Origin of the sequence: Streptococcus pluranimalium (assembly GCF_047785745.1) — a bacterium.
Lineage (GTDB): Bacteria > Bacillota > Bacilli > Lactobacillales > Streptococcaceae > Streptococcus > Streptococcus pluranimalium_B.
Window position 1 is genome coordinate 35,609 of sequence record NZ_JBLOJT010000001.1, and the last position, 25,670, is coordinate 61,278.

At 35.8% G+C, this 25,670-nt stretch carries 21 protein-coding genes, 5 pseudogenes and 1 riboswitch; of the genes and pseudogenes, 25 read left to right on the top strand and 1 reads right to left on the bottom strand.

Annotation, left to right across the window (positions count from 1 at the left end; genetic code table 11):
* Positions 1–21 precede the first annotated feature (21 nt).
* The 7 genes from ACMZ6U_RS00190 (at position 22) to ACMZ6U_RS00220 (ending at position 6,453) form a co-directional block, all read left to right on the top strand.
* Complete coding sequence (locus ACMZ6U_RS00190; protein WP_416105703.1) at positions 22–1,971, top strand: BglG family transcription antiterminator; 1,950 nt, start codon at positions 22–24, stop codon at positions 1,969–1,971.
* Position 1,972: 1 nt separating this feature from the next.
* The gene (locus tag ACMZ6U_RS00195) at positions 1,973–2,410 is read left to right on the top strand and encodes a PTS sugar transporter subunit IIA (protein ID WP_416105704.1); all 438 of its coding nucleotides are present in this window, start codon (positions 1,973–1,975) and stop codon (positions 2,408–2,410) included.
* A 13-nt stretch (positions 2,411–2,423) separates the two neighbouring features.
* Positions 2,424–3,575: a mannitol-1-phosphate 5-dehydrogenase gene (locus ACMZ6U_RS00200; protein WP_416105705.1), complete on the top strand. Its 1,152-nt coding sequence runs from the start codon at positions 2,424–2,426 to the stop codon at positions 3,573–3,575.
* Between the two features lie 111 nt (positions 3,576–3,686).
* Positions 3,687–4,019: a zinc ribbon domain-containing protein YjdM gene (locus ACMZ6U_RS00205; protein WP_160544028.1), complete on the top strand. Its 333-nt coding sequence runs from the start codon at positions 3,687–3,689 to the stop codon at positions 4,017–4,019.
* A 260-nt stretch (positions 4,020–4,279) separates the two neighbouring features.
* Positions 4,280–4,921: an amino acid ABC transporter permease gene (locus ACMZ6U_RS00210; RefSeq protein ID WP_416105706.1), complete on the top strand. Its 642-nt coding sequence runs from the start codon at positions 4,280–4,282 to the stop codon at positions 4,919–4,921.
* Between the two features lie 50 nt (positions 4,922–4,971).
* Positions 4,972–5,601 (top strand): amino acid ABC transporter ATP-binding protein, encoded by a 630-nt coding sequence (locus tag ACMZ6U_RS00215; RefSeq protein WP_160544029.1) that lies wholly within the window; start codon positions 4,972–4,974, stop codon positions 5,599–5,601.
* Positions 5,602–5,616: 15 nt separating this feature from the next.
* Complete coding sequence (locus ACMZ6U_RS00220) at positions 5,617–6,453, top strand: amino acid ABC transporter substrate-binding protein (protein ID WP_416105707.1); 837 nt, start codon at positions 5,617–5,619, stop codon at positions 6,451–6,453.
* Between the two features lie 95 nt (positions 6,454–6,548).
* Here ACMZ6U_RS00220 and ACMZ6U_RS00225 read toward each other — a convergent pair whose 3' ends face one another.
* Positions 6,549–7,220 (bottom strand): hypothetical protein, encoded by a 672-nt coding sequence (locus ACMZ6U_RS00225; protein ID WP_416105708.1) that lies wholly within the window; start codon positions 7,218–7,220, stop codon positions 6,549–6,551.
* 329 nt (positions 7,221–7,549) lie between these two features.
* On the opposite strand from ACMZ6U_RS00225, the gene guaC reads away from it, so the two are divergent.
* The 18 genes and pseudogenes from guaC to ACMZ6U_RS00315 all read left to right on the top strand — a co-directional run bounded on the left by guaC (position 7,550) and on the right by ACMZ6U_RS00315 (position 25,670).
* Positions 7,550–8,533, top strand: a complete 984-nt coding sequence (gene guaC / locus ACMZ6U_RS00230; RefSeq protein ID WP_416105709.1) for a GMP reductase — start codon at positions 7,550–7,552, stop codon at positions 8,531–8,533.
* Positions 8,534–8,614: 81 nt separating this feature from the next.
* Positions 8,615–8,713: riboswitch (purine riboswitch) on the top strand.
* Between the two features lie 46 nt (positions 8,714–8,759).
* Positions 8,760–9,339, top strand: a pseudogene (locus tag ACMZ6U_RS00235) (xanthine phosphoribosyltransferase).
* Between the two features lie 97 nt (positions 9,340–9,436).
* Positions 9,437–10,978, top strand: coding sequence for an ABC-F family ATP-binding cassette domain-containing protein (locus ACMZ6U_RS00240; protein WP_416105710.1), 1,542 nt, complete (start codon positions 9,437–9,439; stop codon positions 10,976–10,978).
* A gap of 228 nt (positions 10,979–11,206) precedes the next feature.
* Positions 11,207–12,040: pseudogene (locus tag ACMZ6U_RS00245) on the top strand (SH3 domain-containing protein); the annotation flags it as partial.
* Between the two features lie 78 nt (positions 12,041–12,118).
* A pseudogene (gene ldcB, locus ACMZ6U_RS00250) lies at positions 12,119–13,516 on the top strand (LD-carboxypeptidase LdcB/DacB); the annotation flags it as partial.
* A 288-nt stretch (positions 13,517–13,804) separates the two neighbouring features.
* Positions 13,805–14,512 (top strand): lysostaphin resistance A-like protein, encoded by a 708-nt coding sequence (locus ACMZ6U_RS00255; RefSeq protein WP_416105711.1) that lies wholly within the window; start codon positions 13,805–13,807, stop codon positions 14,510–14,512.
* A gap of 163 nt (positions 14,513–14,675) precedes the next feature.
* On the top strand, positions 14,676–15,098 hold the full coding sequence (locus ACMZ6U_RS00260) for a DUF1801 domain-containing protein (protein WP_416105712.1): 423 nt from the start codon (positions 14,676–14,678) through the stop codon (positions 15,096–15,098).
* 257 nt (positions 15,099–15,355) lie between these two features.
* Entirely contained in the window at positions 15,356–15,535 is a 180-nt protein-coding gene (locus ACMZ6U_RS00265; RefSeq protein ID WP_416105713.1) for a hypothetical protein, read from the top strand.
* Positions 15,522–15,653, top strand: a pseudogene (locus ACMZ6U_RS00270) (replication initiator protein A); the annotation flags it as partial. The gene ACMZ6U_RS00265 and the pseudogene ACMZ6U_RS00270, both read left to right, overlap by 14 nt.
* Positions 15,652–16,887: pseudogene (locus tag ACMZ6U_RS00275) on the top strand (phage tail tip lysozyme); the annotation flags it as partial. The pseudogenes ACMZ6U_RS00270 and ACMZ6U_RS00275, both read left to right, overlap by 2 nt.
* A gap of 122 nt (positions 16,888–17,009) precedes the next feature.
* Positions 17,010–17,603, top strand: coding sequence for a type IV toxin-antitoxin system AbiEi family antitoxin domain-containing protein (locus ACMZ6U_RS00280; protein ID WP_416105747.1), 594 nt, complete (start codon positions 17,010–17,012; stop codon positions 17,601–17,603).
* Entirely contained in the window at positions 17,600–18,442 is an 843-nt protein-coding gene (locus ACMZ6U_RS00285) for a nucleotidyl transferase AbiEii/AbiGii toxin family protein (RefSeq protein ID WP_416105714.1), read from the top strand. Before ACMZ6U_RS00280 ends, ACMZ6U_RS00285 begins: the two co-directional genes overlap by 4 nt.
* A gap of 6 nt (positions 18,443–18,448) precedes the next feature.
* Positions 18,449–19,843 (top strand): hypothetical protein, encoded by a 1,395-nt coding sequence (locus tag ACMZ6U_RS00290; RefSeq protein WP_416105715.1) that lies wholly within the window; start codon positions 18,449–18,451, stop codon positions 19,841–19,843.
* Between the two features lie 278 nt (positions 19,844–20,121).
* Entirely contained in the window at positions 20,122–20,409 is a 288-nt protein-coding gene (locus tag ACMZ6U_RS00295) for a hypothetical protein (protein ID WP_416105716.1), read from the top strand.
* A gap of 69 nt (positions 20,410–20,478) precedes the next feature.
* Complete coding sequence (gene pezA, locus ACMZ6U_RS00300) at positions 20,479–20,955, top strand: type II toxin-antitoxin system antitoxin PezA (protein WP_416105717.1); 477 nt, start codon at positions 20,479–20,481, stop codon at positions 20,953–20,955.
* A complete protein-coding gene (pezT, locus tag ACMZ6U_RS00305; protein ID WP_416105718.1) occupies positions 20,955–21,749 on the top strand; it encodes a type II toxin-antitoxin system toxin PezT in 795 nt (264 codons plus the stop codon). The genes pezA and pezT overlap by 1 nt, the downstream gene beginning before the upstream one ends.
* A complete protein-coding gene (locus tag ACMZ6U_RS00310) occupies positions 21,730–23,763 on the top strand; it encodes an ATP-dependent nuclease (protein ID WP_416105719.1) in 2,034 nt (677 codons plus the stop codon). Before pezT ends, ACMZ6U_RS00310 begins: the two co-directional genes overlap by 20 nt.
* Positions 23,745–25,670, top strand: a complete 1,926-nt coding sequence (locus ACMZ6U_RS00315) for a UvrD-helicase domain-containing protein (protein ID WP_416105720.1) — start codon at positions 23,745–23,747, stop codon at positions 25,668–25,670. Before ACMZ6U_RS00310 ends, ACMZ6U_RS00315 begins: the two co-directional genes overlap by 19 nt.

Sequence of the window (25,670 nt, forward strand, 5' to 3'; positions counted from 1 at the left end):
GAAAAGTAGTATAATAAGTTTATGCTATTGTCAAAACGAGAAGAACAATTGTTGAAAGCTTTCCAGGAATATGGAAAGCTTTCCGTCAATCAACTAACCGATATTTTACAAGTATCTAAGCGAACCACTTATCGAACGATTGCTGATTTGACTGAGAGTTTAAATACGATTCAAATCAGTATTTTGAAAGAATCTGGTAAATATTACCTATTTGGTGAATTAGACCATCTTGAACAGTATTACTCCCAAGAAAACTATTCTCAAAAAGAAAGGCTTTCCTTGATAGCTCTCTCTTTATTGATGGAGCAGGAGCCCTTAACGAATGACTTATTGCAGGAACAATTTGCTGTCAGTAATGTAACTATTATTCAAGATATTTCGACGATTGAGCAACGGTTTCATGATTTCTCACTTTGTATTAACCGTCAGGGAGGCTATTCACTGGAGGGTGATAATGGCTTGAAAAGGTGGCTAGCGGCTGTTATTTTGACACAAAGTTTAGCAGTTTCTGACTTTAGTAAACTGGAGCTTTTACAGTTACCATGGTTTGATGTTAAGCAGTTTAAAATTGCTAAAAAACTATTTGAGCAAATTGGAGATCAGTTGCCTGAGTTTGACATGATTATGGGGCATTTCTTGATTGTGCTCTTGACCTTGGCTAATGTTAACCAACTTGAACTTCAAAGTCGTCCAGTGAGTAAAGAAGCACTTGATCTAACACAATCCTTATTTAATGATTATGCGAAACAGTCTGGTCAATTCTTTAACTTACAAGAGATTTTGTATTTCGCTCAACGTTTAGACGAATTTGTCATCAAACGTCTACCTGTTCCACTTTTTCAGGAACAAGTAGATAGTGAGTTTTATTACAATATTTCAAACTTAATTGATAAGGTATCTCTCTATACAAAAATTAATTTTGCTAAAGATCAAGTTTTGTTCAAGTTTCTGTTTAATCATATTCGTTTGAGTTTAGCTGTCCCAGAAATTTTTGGAGAGTCAGGGCAAAATGTTATAGCACATCGTGCTTTAAAGCATAGTTCCCATTTGCATAGAGTTGTCAGCTTATTGGTAAAAGATATCTTTCCACCGTATTTGCAGACAGAAAATGAATATGAACTAATTACCTTGCATTTTGCTTCTAGTTTGAGAAGAAGTCCTGATATTTATCCAATACGTCTCTTATTGTTGAGTGACGAGCGTCCCTTGGCTAGAGAGCTTTTAATAACTAAGATTAAAAACTTAGCTCCCTTTATCGAGCGATTAAGCGTAACTTCACCAAGTCAGTTTGAAAAGTCAGCTATTCAGCAGTATGATGCTATTTTAACCACTCAACCTACAAAGGAAAAATTCTATTTTATCTCGATTTACCCTGATGGGAAGGAACTCCTCGCTTTGCAGGATTACTTACAGAGTGTTCAAGAAAATCGTGATGTCGTGGTTAGGGAGGACTTGCCGATAGAAGCTAATTTTGATGTTCAAGATTATCTAATGATTAGCCAAAACTTGTTGCAGCATTTCGATGTCTTCCAGCTTGCCAATGAAGCCTCATTCGAAGATACAGTGGTGTCAGTTGTAAATGCTTTACCGGGGATTACAGATCGTACTTATTTATCTTCAAAGTTAATTCAACGCTTTGAGCAGAGTCCAATGGCGATTCCTGAGACTGGATTGATGCTTTTACATACGCAGTCTAGCAGTGTCAAACAGTCAGGTTTTTACATTTGTGATTTAGAACAGCCTGTATCAGCTATCTCTATGAATAGAACACCTGAAGTTATTTCAAGGGTACTAGTCATGCTGACAGGCATGAATGAGAGCGATACTGTTAGGGAGCTGATGACAGCAATTGGTCAATCAATCATTGAAAACCATCTCTATACAGAGATTTATAAAACTGGTAATAAAGCGATTATCTATCAGTTGCTGAACCAAATTTTCACAGAAAATATCAAGAAATTGGAGAATTAACATGCAATTTGAAAAAGAACTAATTAAGTTAAATCAAACTTTTGAAACTAAAGAAGAAGCGATTCGCTATTGTGGAAATCTTCTCAAGGATGGGGATTATGTTAACCCATCATATGTTGATGCTATGATCACACGAAACGAAGAATTATCTGTCTATATGGGAAACTTTATTGCTATCCCACATGGTACAGACGAGGCAAAAAAAGAAGTTTTAAAATCTGGAATCACAGTTGTTCAAGTTCCTAAAGGGGTAAACTTTGGAACTGCTGAAAATCCTCAAATAGCTACTGTTTTATTTGGTATTGCTGGTATAGGGGATGAGCACTTAGATATGATCCAAAAGATTTCAATCTTCTGTGCTGACGTCGACAATGTCGTCAAATTGGCAGATGCTCAAACAGAAGATGATATTATTCGTTTATTGAACAGTGTTGCATAAGAAGGAGAACATAATGAAAAAAGCAGTACACTTTGGCGCAGGTAATATTGGACGTGGTTTTATCGGAGAAATTTTATTTGCTAACGATTTTGCCATTAATTTTGTAGATGTCAATGAAACGATTATTGATGCTTTGAATGATCGCCACAGCTATGATATTGAAATTGCTGAAGATGGTAAGCGCCATATTACTGTTTCAAATGTTTCAGGGATTAACAATGCTAAAAATCCTGCAGATGTTGTCGCAGCAGTAGCAGAAGCTGATTTAATTACGACAGCTATTGGACCCAATATTTTACCATTTATAGCAGAATTAATTGCAGATGGTTTGAAAGTGCGTAAGGAAGCTGGTAGTACACAAGCTATTGATATTTTAGCCTGCGAAAACATGATCGGTGGTTCGCAATTCTTGTATGAAGAAGTCCAAAAATATCTCTCAGGAGACGAATTAGCCTACGTTGAAGAGTATGTTGGTTTTCCTAATGCAGCTGTTGACCGTATTGTACCAGCCCAAAGTCATGAGGATCCCCTCTTTGTTGTCGTTGAACCATTTAACGAATGGGTTGTTGAGACAAGTCGCATGAAAAATCCTCACTTAAAATTGGAAGGGGTACATTACGAAGAAGATTTAGAACCCTTCATTGAACGTAAATTATTCTCTGTTAACTCAGGTCATGCAACTTCAGCTTATACAGGTGCTTATTATGGTGCCAAAACCATTCTTGAAGCTCTTCAAAATACAGATGTTAAAGCACAGTTAGAGGCTGTACTAGCTGAAATACGTTCTCTTCTCATTGCTAAGTGGGGATTTGATGAATCAGACCTAAAAGCCTATCATGATGTGATTATTGGTCGTTTTGAAAACCCTTATATCGTTGATGATGTTGTCCGTGTGGCTCGTACACCAATTCGTAAACTTGGCTTTGATGAACGTTTTATCCGTCCAATTCGTGAATTACGTGACCGCGGATTATCCTATAGTAATCTCCTAAAAACAGTCGCATACGTCTTTGCTTACCAAGACAGTAACGATGAACAAAGTGTTCAATTACAAAAGTTATTAGCTGAAAAATCATTGAGCGATGTGGTTGTTGAAGTAACAGGACTTGAAGATCAAGGATTGGTTGCTGAAATCGTTACTAGTGTCGAAGGATTACAAAAATAAGCATTTGAGCTAAAGATGGCAATAACTGTCATCTTTTTTGCTTCTTAAAGGCTTGCCAAATTAAGGATTCTAAAGTAAAATAAGGAGTATTATTTTTATCTAGGAGATATGATGTCATTACCAAATTGTCCAAAATGTAATTCAGAGTATGTTTATGAAGATGGAACCTTACTCGTTTGCCCTGAATGTGCTTACGAATGGTCACCAAGTGAAGTGGCTGAAGAAGAGGGATTGGTTGTTAAGGACAGCAATGGTACTCGTCTAGCAGATGGTGATACTGTTACTGTTATTAAGGATCTTAAAGTTAAAGGTGCTCCAAAAGATATTAAACAAGGCACTCGTGTTAAAAATATTCGCCTAGTTGATGGTGATCATAATATTGATTGTAAGGTCGATGGTTTCGGAGCTATGAAACTTAAATCAGAATTTGTAAAAAAACTTTAAGCATGATGGAGTAATAGAGCAAAGTGGTTTCATTAAACTGCTAATAACACTTTATTTGCCAGTAGTTAACACTCAATCAGTGCCCCTTTCTAAAAATGGAGTGGTATAGTGAACTTTAGACAATTAGAAAAGTTCGATATCACTTCTTTTTGCATTTTAAACTATTTTTGATGAATTTTAAGCTGTATTTCTCAATATTTTCTTCTAAAACATCTAAAATTTTGATATAATATACAGAAATAATTTTTTTGGAGTCACCTATGACCTATTTAACAGAGGTACTGCCTAGCTTATTACAAGGGGCTTTAGTTACCTTACAAGTATTTTTTATTGTCATTACATTATCCATTCCGATTGGAGCCGTGCTTGCCTTTTTGATGCAAGTTAGATTTAAGCTATTAGAGTGGTTTATTACGCTTTATATCTGGGTGATGCGTGGTACACCGCTCTTATTACAGCTCATTTTCTTCTATTATGTCTTACCAAGTGTCGGTATAACAATGGATCGTATGCCAGCAGCTATTCTTGCTTTTACCCTTAATTATGCAGCCTATTTTGCAGAAATCTTTCGTGGGGGAATTGAAGCTATCCCTAAAGGGCAATACGAAGCTGCAAAAGTGTTGAAATTTAACCCCTTTCAAACGGTTCGCTACATCATTTTGCCTCAAGTATTCAAAGTGGTTTTACCTAGTGTCTTCAATGAAGTCATTAATCTAGTCAAAGATTCATCTCTAGTTTATGTATTAGGTGTCGGTGACTTGTTGTTGGCAAGTAAGACAGCTGCAAACCGTGATGCAACCTTAGCTCCAATGTTTATTGCAGGTGCTATCTACCTTATCTTGATTGGGCTTGTTACCATCATTTCTAAACAAGTTGAGAAAAAATTCAACTATTATAAATAATAAATGTTTTAGTGACTATCGCTCTATGGTCGCATTAGAAAGGAAGCCTTATGTTAGAATTGAAAAATATTTCTAAAGCTTATGGCTCGAAAGTTATTTTTGAAAATTTTAATTTGACTATTTCTCAAGGCCGTATTCTAGCTTTGGTAGGTCCGTCTGGTGGAGGAAAAACAACCCTTCTGCGTATGCTGGCTGGTTTGGAAAAAGTAGATTCAGGCCAAATCATTTATAACGGTGAAGAAGTTGCCATTGACCATCTTGAAGAGCGCAATTTACTTGGTTTTGTCTTCCAAGATTTTCAACTTTTCCCACACATGACTGTTTTGGAAAATTTAATCTTATCACCTATGAAAACAATGGGTACCTCAAAAGATGTCGCTAAAGAAAAAGCGATTGGCTTGTTAAATCGTTTAGGTTTGGGGGAACATGTTGAGGTGTATCCCCACTCCCTATCTGGCGGTCAAAAACAAAGGGTCGCCTTGGCACGTGCTATGATGATTGATCCACAGATTATTGGTTATGACGAACCAACATCTGCTTTGGATCCTGAGCTTCGAAAAGAAGTAGAACAGTTGATTTTACAAAACCGCGAAACGGGTATTACCCAGATTGTGGTGACGCACGATTTGGCCTTTGCTGAAAATATTGCAGATGATATTTTAAAGGTCAATCCCAAGTAACAAGGGGGAAGATATATGATTAAGAAATTAATGACAGTCTTGACGCTAGCTGTTGCAGCCTTGCTTTTAGTTGCCTGTGGTTCAAATAAAGCTAAAGAAAAGACTTCAAAAGATAACTGGAAAACCTATCAAGAGAATAAAACAATCACAATCGGTTTTGATAATACTTTTGTACCCATGGGTTATAAAGATAAATCAGGTAAAAATGTTGGTTTTGATATAGATCTCGCTAATGCTGTTTTTAAGGAATATGGCATTAAAGTGAAGTGGCAAGCTATTAACTGGGATCTAAAAGAAACAGAGCTTGACAATGGAAATATTGACATGATTTGGAATGGTTATTCTGTCACCAAAGAACGTGAGGAAAAGCTTGCCTTTACTAACCCATACATGAAAAATGAGCAAGTGCTGGTATCTAAAAAATCTAGCAATATTACAGATTTTAAAGATATGAAGGACAAGGTTTTGGGAGCACAGTCAGGCTCATCTGGTTATGAAGCCTTCTCAGCTAATCCTAAAGTATTAAAAGATTTCGTTAAAGATGGGGATGCCACTCAATACGAAACCTTTACCCAAGCTCTTATTGATTTAAAAAATGATCGCATTGATGGTCTTCTTATCGATCGTGTTTATGCTAACTATTATCTTCAAGAAGAAGGGGACATTGATCAGTATAATATCGTAACAGGAGATTTCGAAGGAGAAGCCTTTGCAGTAGGTGCACGTAAAGCTGATAAAACTTTGGTTAATAAAGTTAATGCAGCCTTCAAGAAATTGTATGAAGAAGGAAAATTCCAAGAAATTTCAAACAAGTGGTTTGGCGAAGATGTCGCAACAGACCTTGTTAAATAAACAAAAAAATGAGATAGAACCCAAAGTTCTATCTCATTTTTTATACAATACTATCTAAATTATTATCAGAAACACCCATCACTCATTGACTGATTTCAATCCTCTAATAGATTATTTGTTATAGAGGCTCCTGATGTGGTATCAGACCATCCAACTATGGCTTGTCCAGAGTCTTCTAGGTACGCTTCCAATAAAGGCTTCAGATCAATAACTTGTGAGAAAGTACCGAAGAAGTTTCCATCTTGATCATATAAACCTCGATAGTCTTGAATTAAAATGTGATCAAAAGATGGTGATGGGACAGTTAAGGTGAGGTGGTGCTTAGTATCATTTTTTATTTTCTCTTGAATCCAGTCTTCCAAAGGTTGAGCTTCTTGATTGAAAGAAAAGAAATTACCATCGAATCCTTTATTATCATAAACAACTTGACCATTTTCATCAAAAAAAGTAAGCTTCATAGGGTGTTTATCCGGATAAGTGTTTAATACTTGATAAAATTGTGTTAGTTGTTGACTTAATTGAAGGATAAATGAAGCATTATCAGAGAAATCCTCAGGAATGTTGAGTAGGATCTCTTGATTGGCTGAGTAGAGAAGAAGTTGTTGATTTTTATTTAATGATATATAGTGACCTATTTGGTTGTTAGTAACAGTACCTTTTATTAAGATTAAATCAAAGAGATTGCTAAAAGAAGATTGTAGCCATTCAAGAAAGATTTCATCATTTTCTAGGAAGTAGTAGCATTTTAATTTAACAGGATATAACATAATCCTATTGTACTATTTAGCAAGTAAGGCTGCAATTTATGAGTTTTATAAATGAGGAGTAGGAATAATGTTCGTTAAAAACGAATATTATTTGATAAAACAAAGAAAAAATTGTAAAAAACTGACAACTTTAGTAGTATATAAGGAGGAAGAGCAGAAAAACTGCTTAGCGATGCTACGAATTCGTAGTTATAGGAAGGTCATTATAGTTTTTTAGTGTTGCAGGTTCTTAGAATTCTGTAGGTTTTTGACGAAGAATGACCGAAAAATAAAACATTTTCCTCATTTTAGTTGTCATGGCCTACCCTGCAATAGAAATGAGGATTTTTATGTTTAGTGATTTACCAGTTTTTGACTATGAAGATATTCAATTAGTGCCTAATAAATGTATCATCAACAGCCGTTCTGAAGCTGAGACAACTGTATCATTAGGTAAATATACTTTTAAAATGCCTGTTGTACCTGCTAACATGCAAACTATTATCGACGAAGAAGTTGCTGAACAATTGGCTAAAGGTGGTTATTTCTATATCATGCATCGTTTTGATGAAGACGCACGTAAACCCTTTATTAAACGCATGCATGATCAAGGATTGATTGCTTCTATTTCAGTAGGTGTTAAAGAATATGAATATGATTTTGTAAGATCTTTGAAAGATGATGTCCCAGAATTTATCACCATTGATATTGCTCATGGTCATGCTGATAGTGTTATCAAAATGATTAAACATATCAAAGATGAACTTCCAGATACTTTTGTTATTGCTGGTAATGTTGGAACGCCTGAAGGTGTTCGTGAATTGGAAAATGCTGGTGCAGATGCTACGAAAGTTGGTATTGGACCAGGTAAAGTATGTATCACAAAAGTTAAAACTGGTTTTGGTACAGGTGGTTGGCAATTGGCAGCGTTACGTTGGTGTTCGAAAGCTGCTCGTAAACCAATTATTGCTGATGGTGGTGTGCGTACTCACGGTGATATTGCAAAATCAATTCGTTTTGGTGCAAGCATGGTTATGATTGGTTCTCTATTTGCTGGACACATTGAAAGTCCAGGAAAAACCGTTGAAGTTGATGGAGAAACTTTCAAAGAATACTATGGTTCAGCATCAGAATATCAAAAAGGCGAACACAAAAATGTTGAAGGTAAAAAAATCCTTCTTCCAACTAAAGGTCATCTCCAAGATACATTGACTGAGATGCAACAAGACCTACAATCATCAATTTCTTACGCAGGTGGTAAGGATGTTGAAAGTCTGAAGTTTGTTGATTATGTCATCGTAAAAAACTCAATTTGGAATGGTGATTCTATATAAAGATGAAAGGAGACTTGGATGAAAATGCTAGTCTCTCTGTCTTTTTTACTTTATTAGCTAGGAAAGTACTAGAAAAAATGATAAGATTAAGTAGTACTAACTTATTTATGCTGGAATATGATGGGGCCAGTGTCTCTACCAGACACCTTATGTCTGACAATAAGTAAACAAATGTGTTTATTAATCTATTGTCGATCCAGCTCCCTAAAGAAAAAGGAGCGCGCTTATGCAACAATTGGAAGAACGTATTTTAAAAGATGGACAAGTTTTAGGGGAAAATATCCTTAAAGTTGATTCTTTTTTAACACACCAGGTGGATTACAAATTAATGAAACTATCGGAAAAGTTTTTGCAAAAGCTTACAAAGAGGCTGGAATTACCAAGGTGGTTACAATTGAAGCATCTGGTATTGCTCCAGCAGCTTATGCCGCTGAATCGCTTGATGTGCCTATGATTTTTGCCAAAAAATATAAGAATATCACTATGACAGAAGGTATCTTAACAGCTGAAGTTTATTCTTTCACTAAGCAGGTAACTTCAACTGTTTCGATTGCTGGAAAATTCTTAAACAAAGACGATAGAGTATTGATTGTTGATGATTTTTTAGCCAAAGGTCAAGCTGCTGAAGGGTTGATTGAAATCATTGAACAAGCTGGAGCCCACGTTGAAGGAGTCGGAATTGTTATTGAAAAATCCTTCTAAAATGGACACCAATTGATTGAAGATATGGGGGTTAAGGTTACTTCGTTAGCTCCTATTGCTAAATTGAAGATGGTAAATTGGTCTTTGCTCAATCAGATGCTTAATCAGTTAGAACGGATAGATTTCCTGTCTAGCTATTTTATTTTTACCTTAATTTACGTTATAATAGTTAAGATTGAATTGATATTATAAAGGATTATTATGAGTATTTTAGAAGTTAAGAATCTAAGTCACGGTTTTGGTGATCGTGCTATTTTTGAGAATGTATCGTTTCGTCTCTTAAAAGGGGAACATATCGGACTTGTCGGTGCTAATGGTGAGGGAAAATCAACCTTCATGAGTATCGTGACAGGGCATTTGCAACCTGATGAGGGCAAAATTGAATGGTCAAAATATGTCACAGCAGGTTATTTGGACCAACATACTGTTCTTGAAGCAGGTCAATCCGTTCGTGATGTTTTGCGAACAGCCTTTGATGATCTCTTCAAAACAGAAGCCCGTATCAATGACATTTATATGTCTATGGCTGATGAGGGAGCCGATGTTGATGCTCTAATGGAAGAAGTTGGAGAGTTGCAAGATCGCTTAGAGTCTCGTGATTTTTACACTTTGGATGCTAAGATTGACGAAGTAGCTCGAGCGCTAGGTGTCATGGATTTTGGGATGGATTCTGATGTGACAGAGCTTTCAGGAGGGCAACGGACTAAGGTTCTCTTGGCAAAACTTCTTCTTGAAAAACCTGATATTCTTCTTTTGGATGAGCCGACCAACTATTTGGATGCCGAACATATTGACTGGCTCAAGCGTTATTTGCAGAATTACGAAAATGCTTTCGTGCTTATTTCTCATGATATCCCATTCCTTAACGATGTGATTAACATTGTCTATCATGTTGAAAATCAGGATTTAGTGCGTTATTCTGGTGATTATTATCAATTCCAGGAAGTTCATGCTATGAAAAAAGCGCAAAAAGAAGCTGCTTACGAACGTCAACAAAAAGAAATTGCTGACTTACAGGATTTTGTTCAACGAAATAAAGCGCGTGTGGCAACTCGTAACATGGCCATGTCTCGTCAGAAAAAGTTGGATAAGATGGACCTGATTGAGCTTGATAAGGAAAAGCCAAAACCTGAATTCCACTTTAAGGAATCTCGGACACCGAGTCGCTTTATCTTCCAAACTAAGGATTTAGTGATCGGTTATGATCGTCCGCTGACCAGAAAGCCTTTAAACCTAACCTTTGAGCGTAATCAAAAGGTTGCTATCACAGGAGCTAATGGTATCGGAAAAACAACTCTTTTGAAGAGTCTCTTGGGAGAAATCAAACCCCTTGAAGGATCCGTTGAGACGGGTGATTTCTTAGAAATTGGTTACTTTGAGCAAGAAGTTGCTGGTGGCAATCGTCAAACGCCATTAGAAGCGGTTTGGGATGCCTTTCCTGCGCTTAACCAAGCTGAAGTTCGTGCAGCTTTAGCCAAGTGTGGATTGACCTCAAAACATATTGAAAGTCAAATCCAAGTCTTATCAGGTGGTGAACAAGCCAAGGTACGTTTTTGTCTACTCATGAACCGTGAAAACAATGTTCTTATTCTTGACGAGCCAACCAATCATTTGGATGCAGATGCGAAAACCGAGCTAAGTCGAGCTTTACAAGCTTACAAAGGATCAATTCTCATGGTCTGTCACGAACCTGAATTTTATCAAGGTTGGACAGAAGTCTGGGATTTTAATGAAATGATTTAAGAAAAAAGTCGTCTTCGTGTTGAAGATGGCTTTTTTGATACCATTTAAGAAAGTCTTGAGAGTTGGTGAAAATGATAGGATAACAAACTATAAACAAATTATTACGAATATAAAGATGACAGTTAATTCGAATATTTCATTTACATTACATATGTTATAAATATATTTTACAAATGACAAAATGAAGATTATAATGAAGGTGAAAAGTAAGGAAATGAGGATGAGGATATGACAAAATCTTTTGTTACCAATGAAAAACAGCGTTTTTCCATTCGAAAGTATTCCATTGGAACTGCATCAGTTCTTCTTGGTATGACTTCGGTTTGTGCTGGTCAGGTTTCAGCTGATGATAGTTTAGTTCCAAATGTGATCGTTAGGGATGACAATCAGATTGTGAATTTAAGTAACAAAGAATTTTTAATATCATCTTCTGAAATCCTTTCTTCAGAAGTTCTTTCTGAATTGTCAATGACAGCTAGCAGTGAAGTAAGGAGTCAAGAAGTTGTTTCATCACACGTTTTATCTGAAAATATCGTAGAGACTAGCGAGTCAACAGTAAATCCTGAAGCAACCTCAGCCCATCAAGCAGCTTCAGAAGCTATGCTAGAAGAAGTTGTGATACCAAGTCTTTCCAAACAGGGGACTTACATCTATCCAGAACGCACAGATGTTCGTAATGAGCCAAAATTGTCAGCGCCAGTCCAATTTTATGTCAACAAGGGCGACAAGGTGTACTATGATAATCTTGTAACCAAGGATGGTACCAACTGGTTGACTTACCTTTCTTATAGTGGGGTTAGACGTTATGCCCCTATTGGTAAGGTAACGGTTAATCCTCCTAAAGCAGACACGAAAGATATTGACGAGGAGGCAAAACCCAGTCAGTCTCTTCCGAAAAGTGGCACTTATCGTTTCACTGAAGAAGTTGCTGTGAAAAATATCCCTAAGGCAACTGCTAAGACAGAATTTACCTTTGCCAAAGGTGAGTCTATCCATTATGATCAAACCTTGATTGCAGATCAGGTGCAATGGTTATCTTATGTCAGTTACAGTGGTGTCCGCCGTTATGTTGCCCTCTCAAAGGTTCAGGATGTCCCAGCGAAAACACCAGAGGCTACTCCGAAACCAACGCCAACTAAGGAAGAAGAAGCAAAAGCCATTGCCAAATCAGGAACTTATACCTTTACTCAGGACAGTGCTATCAAGAACAAGCCTGAAGTAGCTGCTAAGACAGAGTTTAATTATCACAAGGGCGGTAAGGTTAATTATGATCGCTACATTGAAAATGACGGTCATCACTGGTTATCTTATGTTAGCTATAGCGGTATTCGTCGCTATGTGGATTTAGGAAAAATTAAAGGAACTACTGACAAAATAAGTCCGAAACCAACTAAGGAAGTAACACCGACAAGTAGTCTCAAGCTTTATGGTCGCATGGCTGTCACAGATATCTCAAGTGCTGGTTTCACTATTACCATTTCAGAAGTAGTTTCTCCAAATACTATCCAGTCAATTAAAGTTCCTGTTTGGTCAGATCAAGGTGGTCAGGATGATTTGGTCTGGTATAAGGCACAGAAACAAGGGGACGATACTTACAAGGTTCAAGTTGCTACTAAAAATCACAAAAATAATACTGGCGATTATCATGTCCATCTCTATTATGATTACGGAAATAGTCAATTGAAAGGGATTTTATCAACGACGGTTACATTGCCAGCAAAAGCAGTAGTGACTCCGACAGCTACAAATTCTTCAAAGCAAAAGGTTACCTTTAATGGTTCATACTATAGCGTGGCTGGAAAATATGATGAGGTTATCGTCGTTAATAAAAAATACCCACTATCTGCTCAGTACAATCCAGGTGAGAATCCGACTGCTAAGGCCGCTTTCATCAAACTGCGTGATGATATGATTGCAAAAGGTTACAATGTCGGCTATGGTTACAGTGGTTTTAGAAGTTACAATACACAAGCTGGATTATATCAATCATATGTCAGACGTGATGGACAAGCGGCAGCGGATCGCTATTCAGCAAGACCAGGTTACAGTGAACACCAAACAGGATTGGCTTTTGACCTAACAGATAAAAAGGGGCAACTTCTGGAAGATAAGGCTGCTAGTACTTGGCTTCAGCAACATGCTCATGAATATGGCTTTATTGTCCGTTATCAACCAGGTAAAGAAGCTGTGACGGGCTTTATGCAAGAAGCTTGGCATCTTCGCTATATTGGAAAAGAAGCTAAGGATATTCATAATTCAGGGTTATCACTTGAAGAGTACTACGGTTTCCAAGGTGGTGACTATGGCAGTGTAAAACCTAATACTGAATCACGTCAGACAAAGTTATCTTCCCAAGGGGCTTATACCTTTAAGAAACGTACTTCTATCAAGGCTTAGCCAAAATTATCAAGTCCAGAACTAGCTTACTATGACGCTAGTTCAACGGTTAACTATGATAAAGTAGTGAGTTCAGACGGACACCATTGGTTATCTTATGTGAGCTTTAGTGGGGCAAGAAGGTATGTAGCTATTGCTTAATCTGAATGATGGTGTAAGGTAAATACTAAAAAGGTGTTATTGGCTAATCTTGAATGGTTACTGATGATGCCTTTTTTATTTCAGTGATTGTATCAAAAAATTGAATGGCTTAGGATAAAAACGACCATTCAGGACGTTTGAATGACTGTTTAGGATTTGAAGGTTCATTGTTTAATTGATGTGGTATACTGACCATATTGTTAACTCGTATTTTTTGATAGGGACATCAATAATAACTTTAAAAAAATAATGAGTTTAACACAAATAATATTCAAAAGGAGTTTTAAAATGTCTTTGTTGAAACGTATTTTTAAGTTTATCGGTTTGATTTTGTTGGTGCTTGTCCTTAATTTGACACCCATGATTTTAATCGGTAATCAAGATAGGACACCAGTTAGTTTGCAGTGGCTTTTTAGTATTTTGTATCTTATAGTTGCTTTTTTGATTATTTGGCAGATTTGGAAGGCTTATGTAGAAAAAGAATCTTACATGATTACAGGACGACCATTCACTTTGGAGCGGTTTGGAATGGCACTCTTATTTTTTCTTGCGGCGCGTGTAGTAGCAGTTGTAGGGACACTGTTATTGCAAAAATTAACTGGTAATATGATGTCAGCTAATGATGCAGCCTTGCAAGCAACTGCTAGCGATTTGAAACACATGTTTCCTATGTATTTTGTAGCCTTTCATGTCATGCTTGCCTTTTTTGCGCCAGTTCTAGAAGAGCTGACTTTTAGAGGATTCTTCAGTCGATATTTCTTTAAAGAGGATAATATGTGGGCGAAATGTCTGGTGAGTTCCTTGATATTTGCCCTCTTACACGCGGTTATGCCTCTAGAGATTATTATTTACTTGGCTCTTGGTAGTATTTTCTTTTTCGCCTTCAATCGTGAAGGCAATATTCGAGATTCCATTGTTGTTCATATGTTAAATAATGGCTTGATTGTCCTTGTGTCAGCTGTAAACTATATTCTTTTGTTAATAGGTGTTATTTGACCTATTTTATAGCATTTCCTTTGAGACGAGAATTATTTAATCATTCATCAAATAAGTTTTCTTGTTAGAAAGCTTATTTTTTATGGGTAGCGACTTGTTCTGATTTCATGGTATAATAAAATAGACTATCGTATTCAGATGGTAAGTGTTTATGAGGGATGTTATGGCTAAGATTGCACCGACAGGTCAGTCTGTTGAGGAGCTGATTTCTAGTCTGAAGACTAAGCGTCAACAGGATGAGGGCTGTCAACTGTTGGGATTGTACCAAACAGTCAGTCAAGAGGAAGCAGTGGTTTGGTATCCTGGGATTATTGGTTTTGGCAACTATCATTATCGTTATGAGACGGGTCGTGAAGGTGATTCACCTCAGTTGGCTTTTGCTCCAAGACAGGCGAAAATCACTCTTTACATTGATCAGGATTTACCTAATCGAGCTAGTTTTTTGGAAAATTTAGGTAAGTACAAAACAGCGGTTGGCTGTGTCTATGTCAATAAATTGGCAGATATACACCTTGATGTTTTGGAAGATATCTTGACTTTATCACTGGAACATGTAAATAAAAAGATTGAAACAGAAAAGGAATAAGAAATGGCTACTATTCAATGGTTGAATGGGTGCCTAAGAGATTATGTGAGTTGTTTGAGAAGTGGATAACCCTTAAAACCCTTGATTTCAAAGGGTTTTTAAGTTGTTGTGCTAATAGATAGGCAAGTAAATATCATCGCTTAAAGAAGCAATAATGAGCAATAAAAACCATTTTTTGGTGCCCAGTTTGGTGCCTAGTTTGTGGCAAGAACAATTTAGAGTGTTCTTGCCTTTTTTATTTTACAGGGAGGAAAATCGTGGAACTTGCAGAATCAACTCGACTTGGTGTCGTTGGCTACCTTATGCTTACAATGGGAGTAACACTACCAAAAGCGACAGAAATACTAGAAGAATTAGAAACAAGTGGCCTGGTTAACGTCAAAGCAGGGGGGCAACTAGAACTAAAATTATTGGAGGACAATCATGAAACGCATTAGTGCCAATCATTATCAGACATCCGAGAGGTATTACAAACTTCCAAAGCTCTTGTTTGAGAGTGAGCGATATAAGGACATGAAGCTTGAGGTTAAAGTCGCTTATGCCGTCTTAAAAGACCCTATTTAATAGTCATAGTGGTCGAGTGACAGACGGTCAGAAAGTCCAAGCAGGGGAAGTGATTGGTCAAACCAAGGATGGTGCTGTTCTAAAAGTGACCTATCAAAAGGTTGACGATGATTCAGAGAAACTGGTTTACGTTAATCCAGCCTTTTACTTTCCTAAAGTCATTCAACTCCAAACGACCATTCTACCTACCATAGGTCAATTTGGAGGCGATGAGTTTGCGAGAGCCAAAGTTATCTACGAGTATTTGAAAAGCCAAGGAGCGACCAATCAAGCGATTGCGGCTATTTTAGGAAACTGGTCAGTAGAATCATCCATTAATCCCAAACGAGCTGAAGGGGACTATTTATCGCCTCCTGTAGGAGCAACGGATAGTTCTTGGGACGATGAGGGATAGTTGTCTCTAAATGGTCCAGCTATCTATAATGGCAGGTACCCGAATATTCTAAGACGTGGCTTGGGCTTAGGGCAGTGGACAGATACTGCAGATGGATCACGCAGACATACCTTATTATTAGAGTATGCCAAAGGGAAAAACCAGAAGTGGTATGACTTAGGCTTACAACTGGATTTCATGCTCCATGGGGACAATCCTTACTATACCAACTGGTTAAAAGACTTTTTCAAAAACTCAGGAAGCCCAGCCAGTCTTGCCCAACTCTTTCTCATTTATTGGGAAGGAAATAGTGGTGATAAGCTCTTAGAACGTCAAACGAGAGCTACAGAGTGGTATTACCAAATTGAGAAAGGCTTTAGCCAACTAAATGGTGGAACAGCCCAGAGTGATCCAAAAGCGCTGGAAGCGGTTCGAGGAGACCTTTATGACAACTCCATTCCAGGTGGAGGTGACGGTATGGGTTATGCCTATGAGCAATGTACGTGGGGAGTTGCAGCTCGGATTAACCAATTGGGCTTGAAACTCAAAGGACGAAATGGTGAGAAAATCCCAATCATTAGTACCATGGGGAATGGTCAAGACTGGGTGGCAACAGCAGCACGTCTTGGTGGTGAAACAGGCAAGCAACCAAAAGCAGGAGCGATTATTTCCTTTGCGGGTGGCGCTCATGGAACACCTGCCGCTTACGGTCACGTGTCGTTTGTCGAGAAGGTTTACCCAGATGGGTCTGTCCTCATCTCAGAGACCAACTATAATGGCAATCCTAACTATACCTTCCGTAAGTTATCAGGAGTCGATGGTACGATTAATTTTGCCTATACGACGAAATAGAAAAACAATACGCTAACATTTTAATGATTTGTTAGCATATTGTTTTCTTTGTTGTTGATTTTTTCTGAATAATATGCTAACATTGTAGTGAAATGTTAGCATATTATTTAGAAGGTGGTAATGTGGATTTGTTAGAGAAACCTGTCTATAATTACATAAAAAAAAATCATGGAGTTATAACTTTTCGTGATATAGAAGAGCTTAACCTTTCTTACCAACAACTGAATCAATTGGTCTCAAAAGGTAAAGTGGAATCAATTGAAAGAGGGATCTATCATCTGCCTGATACCTATATTGATGATTTCTTTAGTTTACAGTATCGTTTTCCAAAAGGAATTTATTCCTTAGAAACAGCACTATGGTTACATGGCCTTTCCCTCACTGTTCCATTTGAACCTGTGATGACTTTTCCTTTTGGAACGAACACGAGGCTAATGAAAGAAGCTGGTGTTAAGCCGATTGTTGCTAGAAATCATCATGAAATCGGTATTATAAAACTAGAGCGACAGGCTGGACAGTTTATCTCAGTATATGATATGGAACGAACTTTGGTAGAGTGTTTGCGAACAGCCTATCATGTTGATGTTCAAGTCATTGCTCCAGCGTTTCAAGCTTACTTTAAAAAAGGAGCTGTGAATTATGCCAAGTTGTACCACTATGCACAACTATTTAAAGTCACTGAAAAGCTACAATCTTATGTGGAGGTCTTGTCGTGAAATTTTCAAATGCCAATAGCTTCAAAGCGAAAATTAAGAATATCGCAAGAGAAAAAGGGATACCTGCTCAACAAGTTCAGCAGAACTATTTGATTGAGAAAATCTTAAAACTCATCTCTGAAAGTCGGTATAAAGATTCTTTCATTGTGAAAGGTGGATTCCTTATCGGACAGATGATTGGCTTAGATAAACGAACAACTATGGATTTAGATGTTACTTTGAAAGGTCAACCTCTTAGTGAGGAAAATATTCAAACAATCTTCAAAGAAATTGTAAGTCAACCTTCTGAAGGTTTCCAATTTGAAGTTGATATGTTAGAGCCAATTCGACAAGATGATGAATATGGGGGCTTTACCCTCAAACTCAAGGCGACATTCGATACCCTACGTGAAGTTGTCTTTATTGATATAACAACAGGTGATCGGATAACGCCACGAGAAATTACTTATCAATTGCAGTCTGTTTTTTCAGAGAATAAACTAGAAGTTTGGACTTATAATTTAGAAACTGTTATTGCTGAAAAATTAGAAACGATTATTCGCCGAGGAGCTGCTTCAACTAGACCTCGTGATCGCTATGACCTCTACACATTGTATCACCTTCGAAAAGATGAGATTGATATCCCAATATTGAAAACTGCTCTAAATAATACTGCTAAAAAAAGAGGAAGCTTAGATGTTTTGATAAATTGGGAAAGTCAATTAGAGGTAATCCGTAGCTCTGACTATCAGAATCAGCTTTGGTCTCGCTATCAAAAATCATTTAGGTATGCCAGTGAAATTAGTTTTGAGGAGTCGGTAGAAGTGGTGGCAATTATTTTAAATCAATTAGGGGGTTAGTAGTGTATGCTGACAGGAACTTTGCAGATGATGGGTTATGAATTTTTCTTTACGTTCGCTGAAGAAAGATTATCCTTGATTCCCAAAGAAGGGGAAAAAGATGAGATTAGGCATTCTTGGTTTTATAAAAAATTGGGAAATGGGAGCTATGCTTGGCCTGGAGAGCCTAAATTTGTAGAAGAAGACTTTCTTTATGGACGTACAAATGAAACAAATCAAGTTATTACATTTTTAATAAATAAACACATTCAACTTCATGAAAACAATGGTGTTATTACTGTACCGTTTTTGGCCTATTTTTTTAGTTATTCTGAAAGACCGATGATTAGTCGGATATCTTTCAGCGGGTTAGAACTAAACTATATTCATCCAATCAATCATGCTTTTGAAATTTCGTATAAACCTGATGAACATGATGGAAAAATAAATATTAGTACCTATGATTTTGACTCAACAACGACAGAAGAACAGAAGTTTAATGTTTTTGGAAAAGAAGTTCAAGTTTATTTCGGCGTCACTAGAACAACAAGTTTATCTATCGAAAAGCCACCTCTAGCATTATCATCGTCAATGGTTTTTCATTTTGAAGAAACTCAAGATTATTCTTTTGTACGAGAGTTATATCGTATCGCAAAGGAGTTTATCCAATTTCTTTGTAATCGAAGAAATGTTAATTTTACTGATATTCGGTTGTCAAATAATCAAGGAAAGGTTGGGGAATTCAATGTGATTGAAGAAAGTATTGAGATTGAGATGAAGCCATTGAAAGATGGAAGATATATTCAACAAAAATATATTGTTGGTTATGAGGGAAAGATATTAGATGACATAGCTGAAAATAATCTATATCTCAGACATCTAGGTAAGAGTTTTAGGGATAGTCGGATAATTGATGCTGCTAGTTTTGTATTAAGAACCGCTGCATTTGAATGGGAGTTTAGTAGAATATTTTCAGAAGATGAATGGAAAAGCGAGCAACGAAAAAAACTGGAAGAAGAAGCTAGTAAAGAATTAGAGCGTTTGATTGAAAATTCAACAGGTAAGCTGAAAAAAATTTACAAAGATTTGAAAAAATCAGTTGTATCCTATTTATCTCTTTCTCAAAAGATTGGTCAAATATTTGAAGAATACGGTGCATCTTTATTGAATTTATTTGGACAATCCATATATAAATTAAACAATATTTCGTATAATCACTCTGAAATTGCAGAGCGAATAGGCAAACAAAGAAATAATTTTGCTCATGGAAATTTAGATAAGGAATTTATAAATGAGTCTTTGCTAGATGTGGTGTTCCTTGAACAAATTGTCCTAGCTATGCAACTACAATATTTTGGAATAGATGAAATAGAAACCCAAAAAATTATAAACGAAGTATTTCACCATAATTTGGCATTATAGAGTGGCTCTGGGAGGGTCTGATACGTCAGTCCTCCTCTTTTTTGTAGGGAATTTCAGAAGTTATCGGTAGTGCTACCGATAGCTTTTTTTCTTAGTCCTTCTTCGATGTGATACTAAAATCAAGTCGTCTTTTTTATGATGAGGAGAGAGCGACGGAATGTTACTACTTATCAAAAGAAAAGAAGGACTTTTTATGACCAAACAAGCCATTTCAGAAGCTATTGATGACTTGTAAGTGAGGCAGTCCTTACAAGGGCTGCTTTTTATGGGGAGAGAAGATGAGGTTATTCCAAAAGCAAAGGCACAACCAAGATAGTTTTAAATGTCTCATTCATCGCTTATCAGGAATGTCTGAAGCCGACTTACATAAGGTCAACCAATTATTAGATGTCGTTTTTGACGCTACACGTCAAACTATCGAAGATGAAAAAAAGTCTCCTGAAATATTGCTAAAGGAGCCTATATTAGATGAGACCATAACTGAAGCTAAGAATAAATTGAAGACTGAGCAACTTGAAAAGCGGATAGAGCAGTTTAAGCAGGCCAAGAAACCGAAAAGCAAATAACGCACCATTTTTGGTGCGTTATTTGCTTTTTGTGTTATAATGAAAGTAACTAATAGGAGGTCGTTATCTATGATTGGAGAGAATATCAAATCTTTACGAAAAACTCATGATTTGACGCAACCAGAGTTTGCTAAGATAGTGGGTATTTCACGAAATAGCCTTAGTCGTTATGAAAATGGGACAAGCTCTGTTTCAACAGAACTGATAGATCGTATTTGTCAGAAATTCAACGTGTCGTATATCGATATTGTAGGGGAAGAAAAGATGTTAACACCAGTAGAAGATTATCAATTAACGCTAAAAATAGAAATCATTAAAGAGCGAGGCGCAGCGATTTTGTCCGAACTATATCGCTATCAAGATAGTCAAGGAATTACTTTTGATGATGAGACTAGCCCTTGGATTTTGATGAGTGATGATTTGTCTGATCTTATCAATACCAAGATTTATCTTGTTCAATCGTTTGATGAAGTGGAGCGTTACAATGGTTATTTAGATGGTATTGAGCGAATGTTGGAGCTTGCTCATCATCAGGTGGTGGCTTAATGCGGTTAGAAGAATTTAGCAAGGATGACTTTGACTTAGCCTTAAAACGAACTATTCGTTCCTTAACTCGTGGTAAAACGACATCAGTAACCCCAAAAGCCATCTTACTTGGTGGGCAAAGCGGAGCAGGTAAGACAACGATACACCGTATCAAGCAGAAAGAGTTCCAAGGCAATATCATTATTATTGACGGTGACAGCTATCGTTCTTTACACCCGAATTATCTAGCCTTGCAAGAGAAGTATGGTAAGGATAGCGTGGATTATACCAAAGGCTTTGCAGGAAAAATGGTGGAACAGCTTGTGGATGAACTCAGTAAACAAGGTTATCATTTGTTAATCGAAGGAACTTTGAGAACGACAGAAGTACCAAGAAAAACAGCTCGGCTATTGAAATCACGAGGCTATCAAGTCTCACTAGCATTGATAGCAACTAAGCCTGAATTGTCCTATCTCAGCACCTTAATTCGTTACGAGGAAGTCTATGCCGTAAATCCAAATCAAGCTAGAGCAACCCCTAAAGAACATCACGATGGTATTGTAGAGCATTTAGTTGATAACTTACGAGAGTTAGAAACTGATAAACTCTTTGATGAGATTCAAATTTACCAGAGAGACAGACGGTGTGTCTATGACTCTGAAATTGATGATGGTTCAGCAGCAGAAGTGCTACAAGAATGCCTCTTCGGAAAATGGAGCAAGGTGGAGGAAGAGATGATGAAGGTGGGACAGGAATTGTTGATGGAGTTTTTGGAAATGAAAAAAGGTAGAATTTATGAAAATAAAAAAAATTAATGTTCAAAATTATCGTTTATTGAAGGATTTTTCTTTAGAGTTGAAGAGTGAATTGTCATTAATTGTGGGAAAAAATAATTGCGGTAAAACCTCAGTTTTATCTGTATTGGAAAAGATAATCAATAAAAGTTCTAGTTTAACCTGGGAAGATATAAATTTGTATCATAGAAAAGTAATTTTTGAAAATATAAAAAAGGTTGCGTATACCCCTGACTCGGAATTAGAACCTATTTTAGGAATAAACCTTCAAATTTGGATTCAGTACTCAGAAGAAGATTCTTATCAAAACATCCAGCCACTTATGATGGATTTAAATCCTGATAATAATTATATTATTCTTGATTTTTCGTATATAGTCCCTATTTCGAGACTTCATGACTTAAATACCGAAATAAGCAATTTTTCAGATGATTTTTCAAAATTTGAGTCATTTATGAAGAAGAGCATGAGTAAATTTTTTGAGATGCAGATTAACTCACAGGGATATAATCCTGATACACAGAAATTGACAGAAGAAAAGTCTGATTTACTTGAAATGAAAGATATTCATAAACTTATTAAAATAAGAGGGATTAGAGCTAATCGAGAAGTATCAAATAAAGAAAATAATCATTCATTATCTAAAACATCAAATCTATTTTATAAATCAAATAATGGTGATGATATTGACAATGCTACAAAAAATTTACTTCAATCTGCAATTACAGAGGCAGATGAAGCTTTAACCAAGGCATATAGTGGTGATGGTGAAGACGATGGGGTTTTCACCTCGATCTTTAAAAGAGTAAAAAAATTTGGTGGAAATGATAGTGAATCAGAGTTGGAAATTCATTCATCTCTTTCTGAGAAAGACATTTTGAGTAATAATACAACACTATACTATAGGCATGACGATAGTTTATTACCAGAAACATACAATGGTTTGGGATATTTAAATCTATATGGGATGATTTTTGAAATAGAGACGTTGATGGCAGATATCAAAAATAATCTTGCTGATATTAATTTAGTTTATATTGAGGAGCCAGAGTCGCATACACATCCACAATTGCAATATGTTTTTATCAAGAATATTAAAGGTTTGCTGAAGGAACATGATGATGAACTAAAAGCAAGTGGATATACTAGTGGTATTCAAACTTTAATTACAACTCATTCATCACACATAGTGTCTGATTGCAACTTTGATGATTTAATTTATTTTAAGCGTGATAATGGCACAGCTATATCAAAGGCTTTTAATTCATTGAAAGAAGAATATGAAGATGATAAACTTGGGTACAGATTTGTTAAGCAGTATTTGACACTCAATAGTAGTGACCTATTTTTTGCTGATAAAGTCATTTGTATTGAAGGTGACACGGAAAGAATTTTACTGCCAACAATGATGCAAAAAGTGGATATAGCAACTCCAATAGAACAAGGTTCAAATATAATGCCATTACTTTCTCAAAACATTTCAATCATTGAAACAGGTGCTCATTCACAAGTGTTTAGGAAATTTTTTGACTTTTTAGGGATAAAAGTATTGATAATTACTGATATTGATCCTGTAAATAAAAATGAAAAGAATCGTTTTATCGCTTGTTCAGCAGTAAATGCTACATCTACGTCAAATACTTCTCTTAAAAGTTTCTTCAATATTTCAGGAGATGGAATTTTTTCAACAGTAACTCAAAAAAGTTTTGCTGAAAAAATAACACCAGATAATAGAATCCGTATTGCATATCAAATTCCCGAAGATAACAATGGTTATCAGCCTGCTAGTTTTGAAGATTCCTTTATCGGTTTAAATAAAGAATTCATTATTAAACAAAAAGATGGTCTTATTGAATATGAAGCTTTAAAAAACTTTGATGACGATGAAATAGAAGATTTCTATACATTTGCTAGGAATAAAGTGAACAAAAAGTCTGCCTTTGCATCAAGTTTATTATACTTTGAAGATGAAGAAAATACTTGGAAAGTACCTAAATATATTTCGGAGGGATTATTATGGTTACGAGAACAGTAGAGCCAGAAGTAGAAAAAGTATTTGAAGCAATAAAACAAGGTCAAAATTTTATTCTTGAAGGCGGTGCTGGAAGTGGTAAAACTTATTCGCTAATTTCAATTATTGAAAAAATATCGATTGAAGAACCTAAAAAATCAATTGTATGTATTACCTATACTAATAATGCTGTTGCAGAAATTAAATCACGAATAATTAATGATAATTTATGGGTATCAACAATTCATGAGTTTATCTGGCATATCATTGGAAATTTCCAAAAAGAGATTAAAGAATGTCTTGTTGAGTTAATAAATGATGATTCACAAAAGTTATTTGTTTCACCAAAGGATGTAATTGAAGAAGAAAGTATTTCACTTGATTACTTTGATGATGTCCGTGTTGACTATGCTGAATGGTACTCTATGAGTATAACAGAGCAAAATAAAGTCCAAATAAGTCATGACCATATTCTAATAGTTGCCGAAAAAATGTTTTCAAAATATAAGAAGTTATGTGATGTTTTAGCGGATACTGCAAACTATATTTTTGTTGACGAATATCAAGATACAAGTCCACTAATTGTGAAAATATTATTAGAGCATCTTCAAAAGAGTACTAAGAAAAATGTTGTAGGCTTTTTTGGAGATTCTATGCAAGCTATTTATGATTCAGGGGTAGGAGACTTAAATTCTTATAATTTGGCAAAGATACAAAAAACTCAAAATCGTCGTAATCCTAAAAAAGTTATTGATTTAGCCAATACAGTTAGAAATGATGGTTTAGTTCAAACTCCATCCAACGATGATACGGCTCCCAATATGGACGATGGGAGTGTCATTGCTGGAACAGTGAAATTTGTCTACGGGAACGATATTAATCAACTTGATGTTCTTAGAAATAGTAAACTATATAAAGCTTTAGAATTTGATATAGCTAAAAAAACAAAAGAATTACGTCTGACACATAAACTTAATGCAGAAATGGCAGGTTTCTCTAAGTTATTTGAATTATATAATACTGATTTATTTGTGAAATTAATTACAGGTATAAAGAAAAAAATCAATGAAAATAAGATAGCTGATAAAGGAAAAACGTTTGAAGAACTGGTAGAAGAGGCTAAAATAGCTGTCGGAAAGGGAGGTCCATTAATAATTGATGTGGTTAATTCCATCCCAGAACTTTTGGCTTTTTACGATGAAATTAAGACGTGCTCGTTTGAAGAAGTTAGTAATAAGAGTAAAGTTAATAAAGAATCGCTGTTAGCTTATAAATTTAATGGATTAAGTAGTAGATATGAAGCGGGCACAGATAGGGATAGGATTCTTAAAAGGTTAGATTTAATCTATGAGCTATTAGAGCTGTATAAAACAGGTAAGCATAATGAATTCTTACGTATTACTAAATGTAATATAACTTCATCAGAAGATAAAATTAGTCTATCTAAAGTTATGACAAAAATCTCTGTTGATGATATTACAATTGGAAAAGTCATAGAACTTGCAGAGGAAAGTGGATTAATTTCAAAGGATGACTTATTTACTAATTTTATTGAAAGTAGGGGACATTATTTATGGTCACGACTTAAGATAATGCCATTTCAAGAATATGTAAATAGTATTGCTTATCTCAGAGAATATGTATCTGTTATAACGCAGCATAAGGTTAAAGGTAGTGAATATGATAATGTTTTAGTTTTATTAGATAATGGAAAATGGAATCAATATAATTTTGATAGCCTATTTGGTAAAGGTTCAGTTAATGAGAATGTCCAAAAAAGAACTAAGAAGTTATTCTATGTTGCAATTACTAGAGCAATGAAAAATTTAATTGTTTACATGCCGAGTAATGATAGTCAGATTATTCAAAAAGCACAAGATTATTTTGAACCAAATGATATTATTGATGTTTTGTCTTTAGTTGATGAGTAA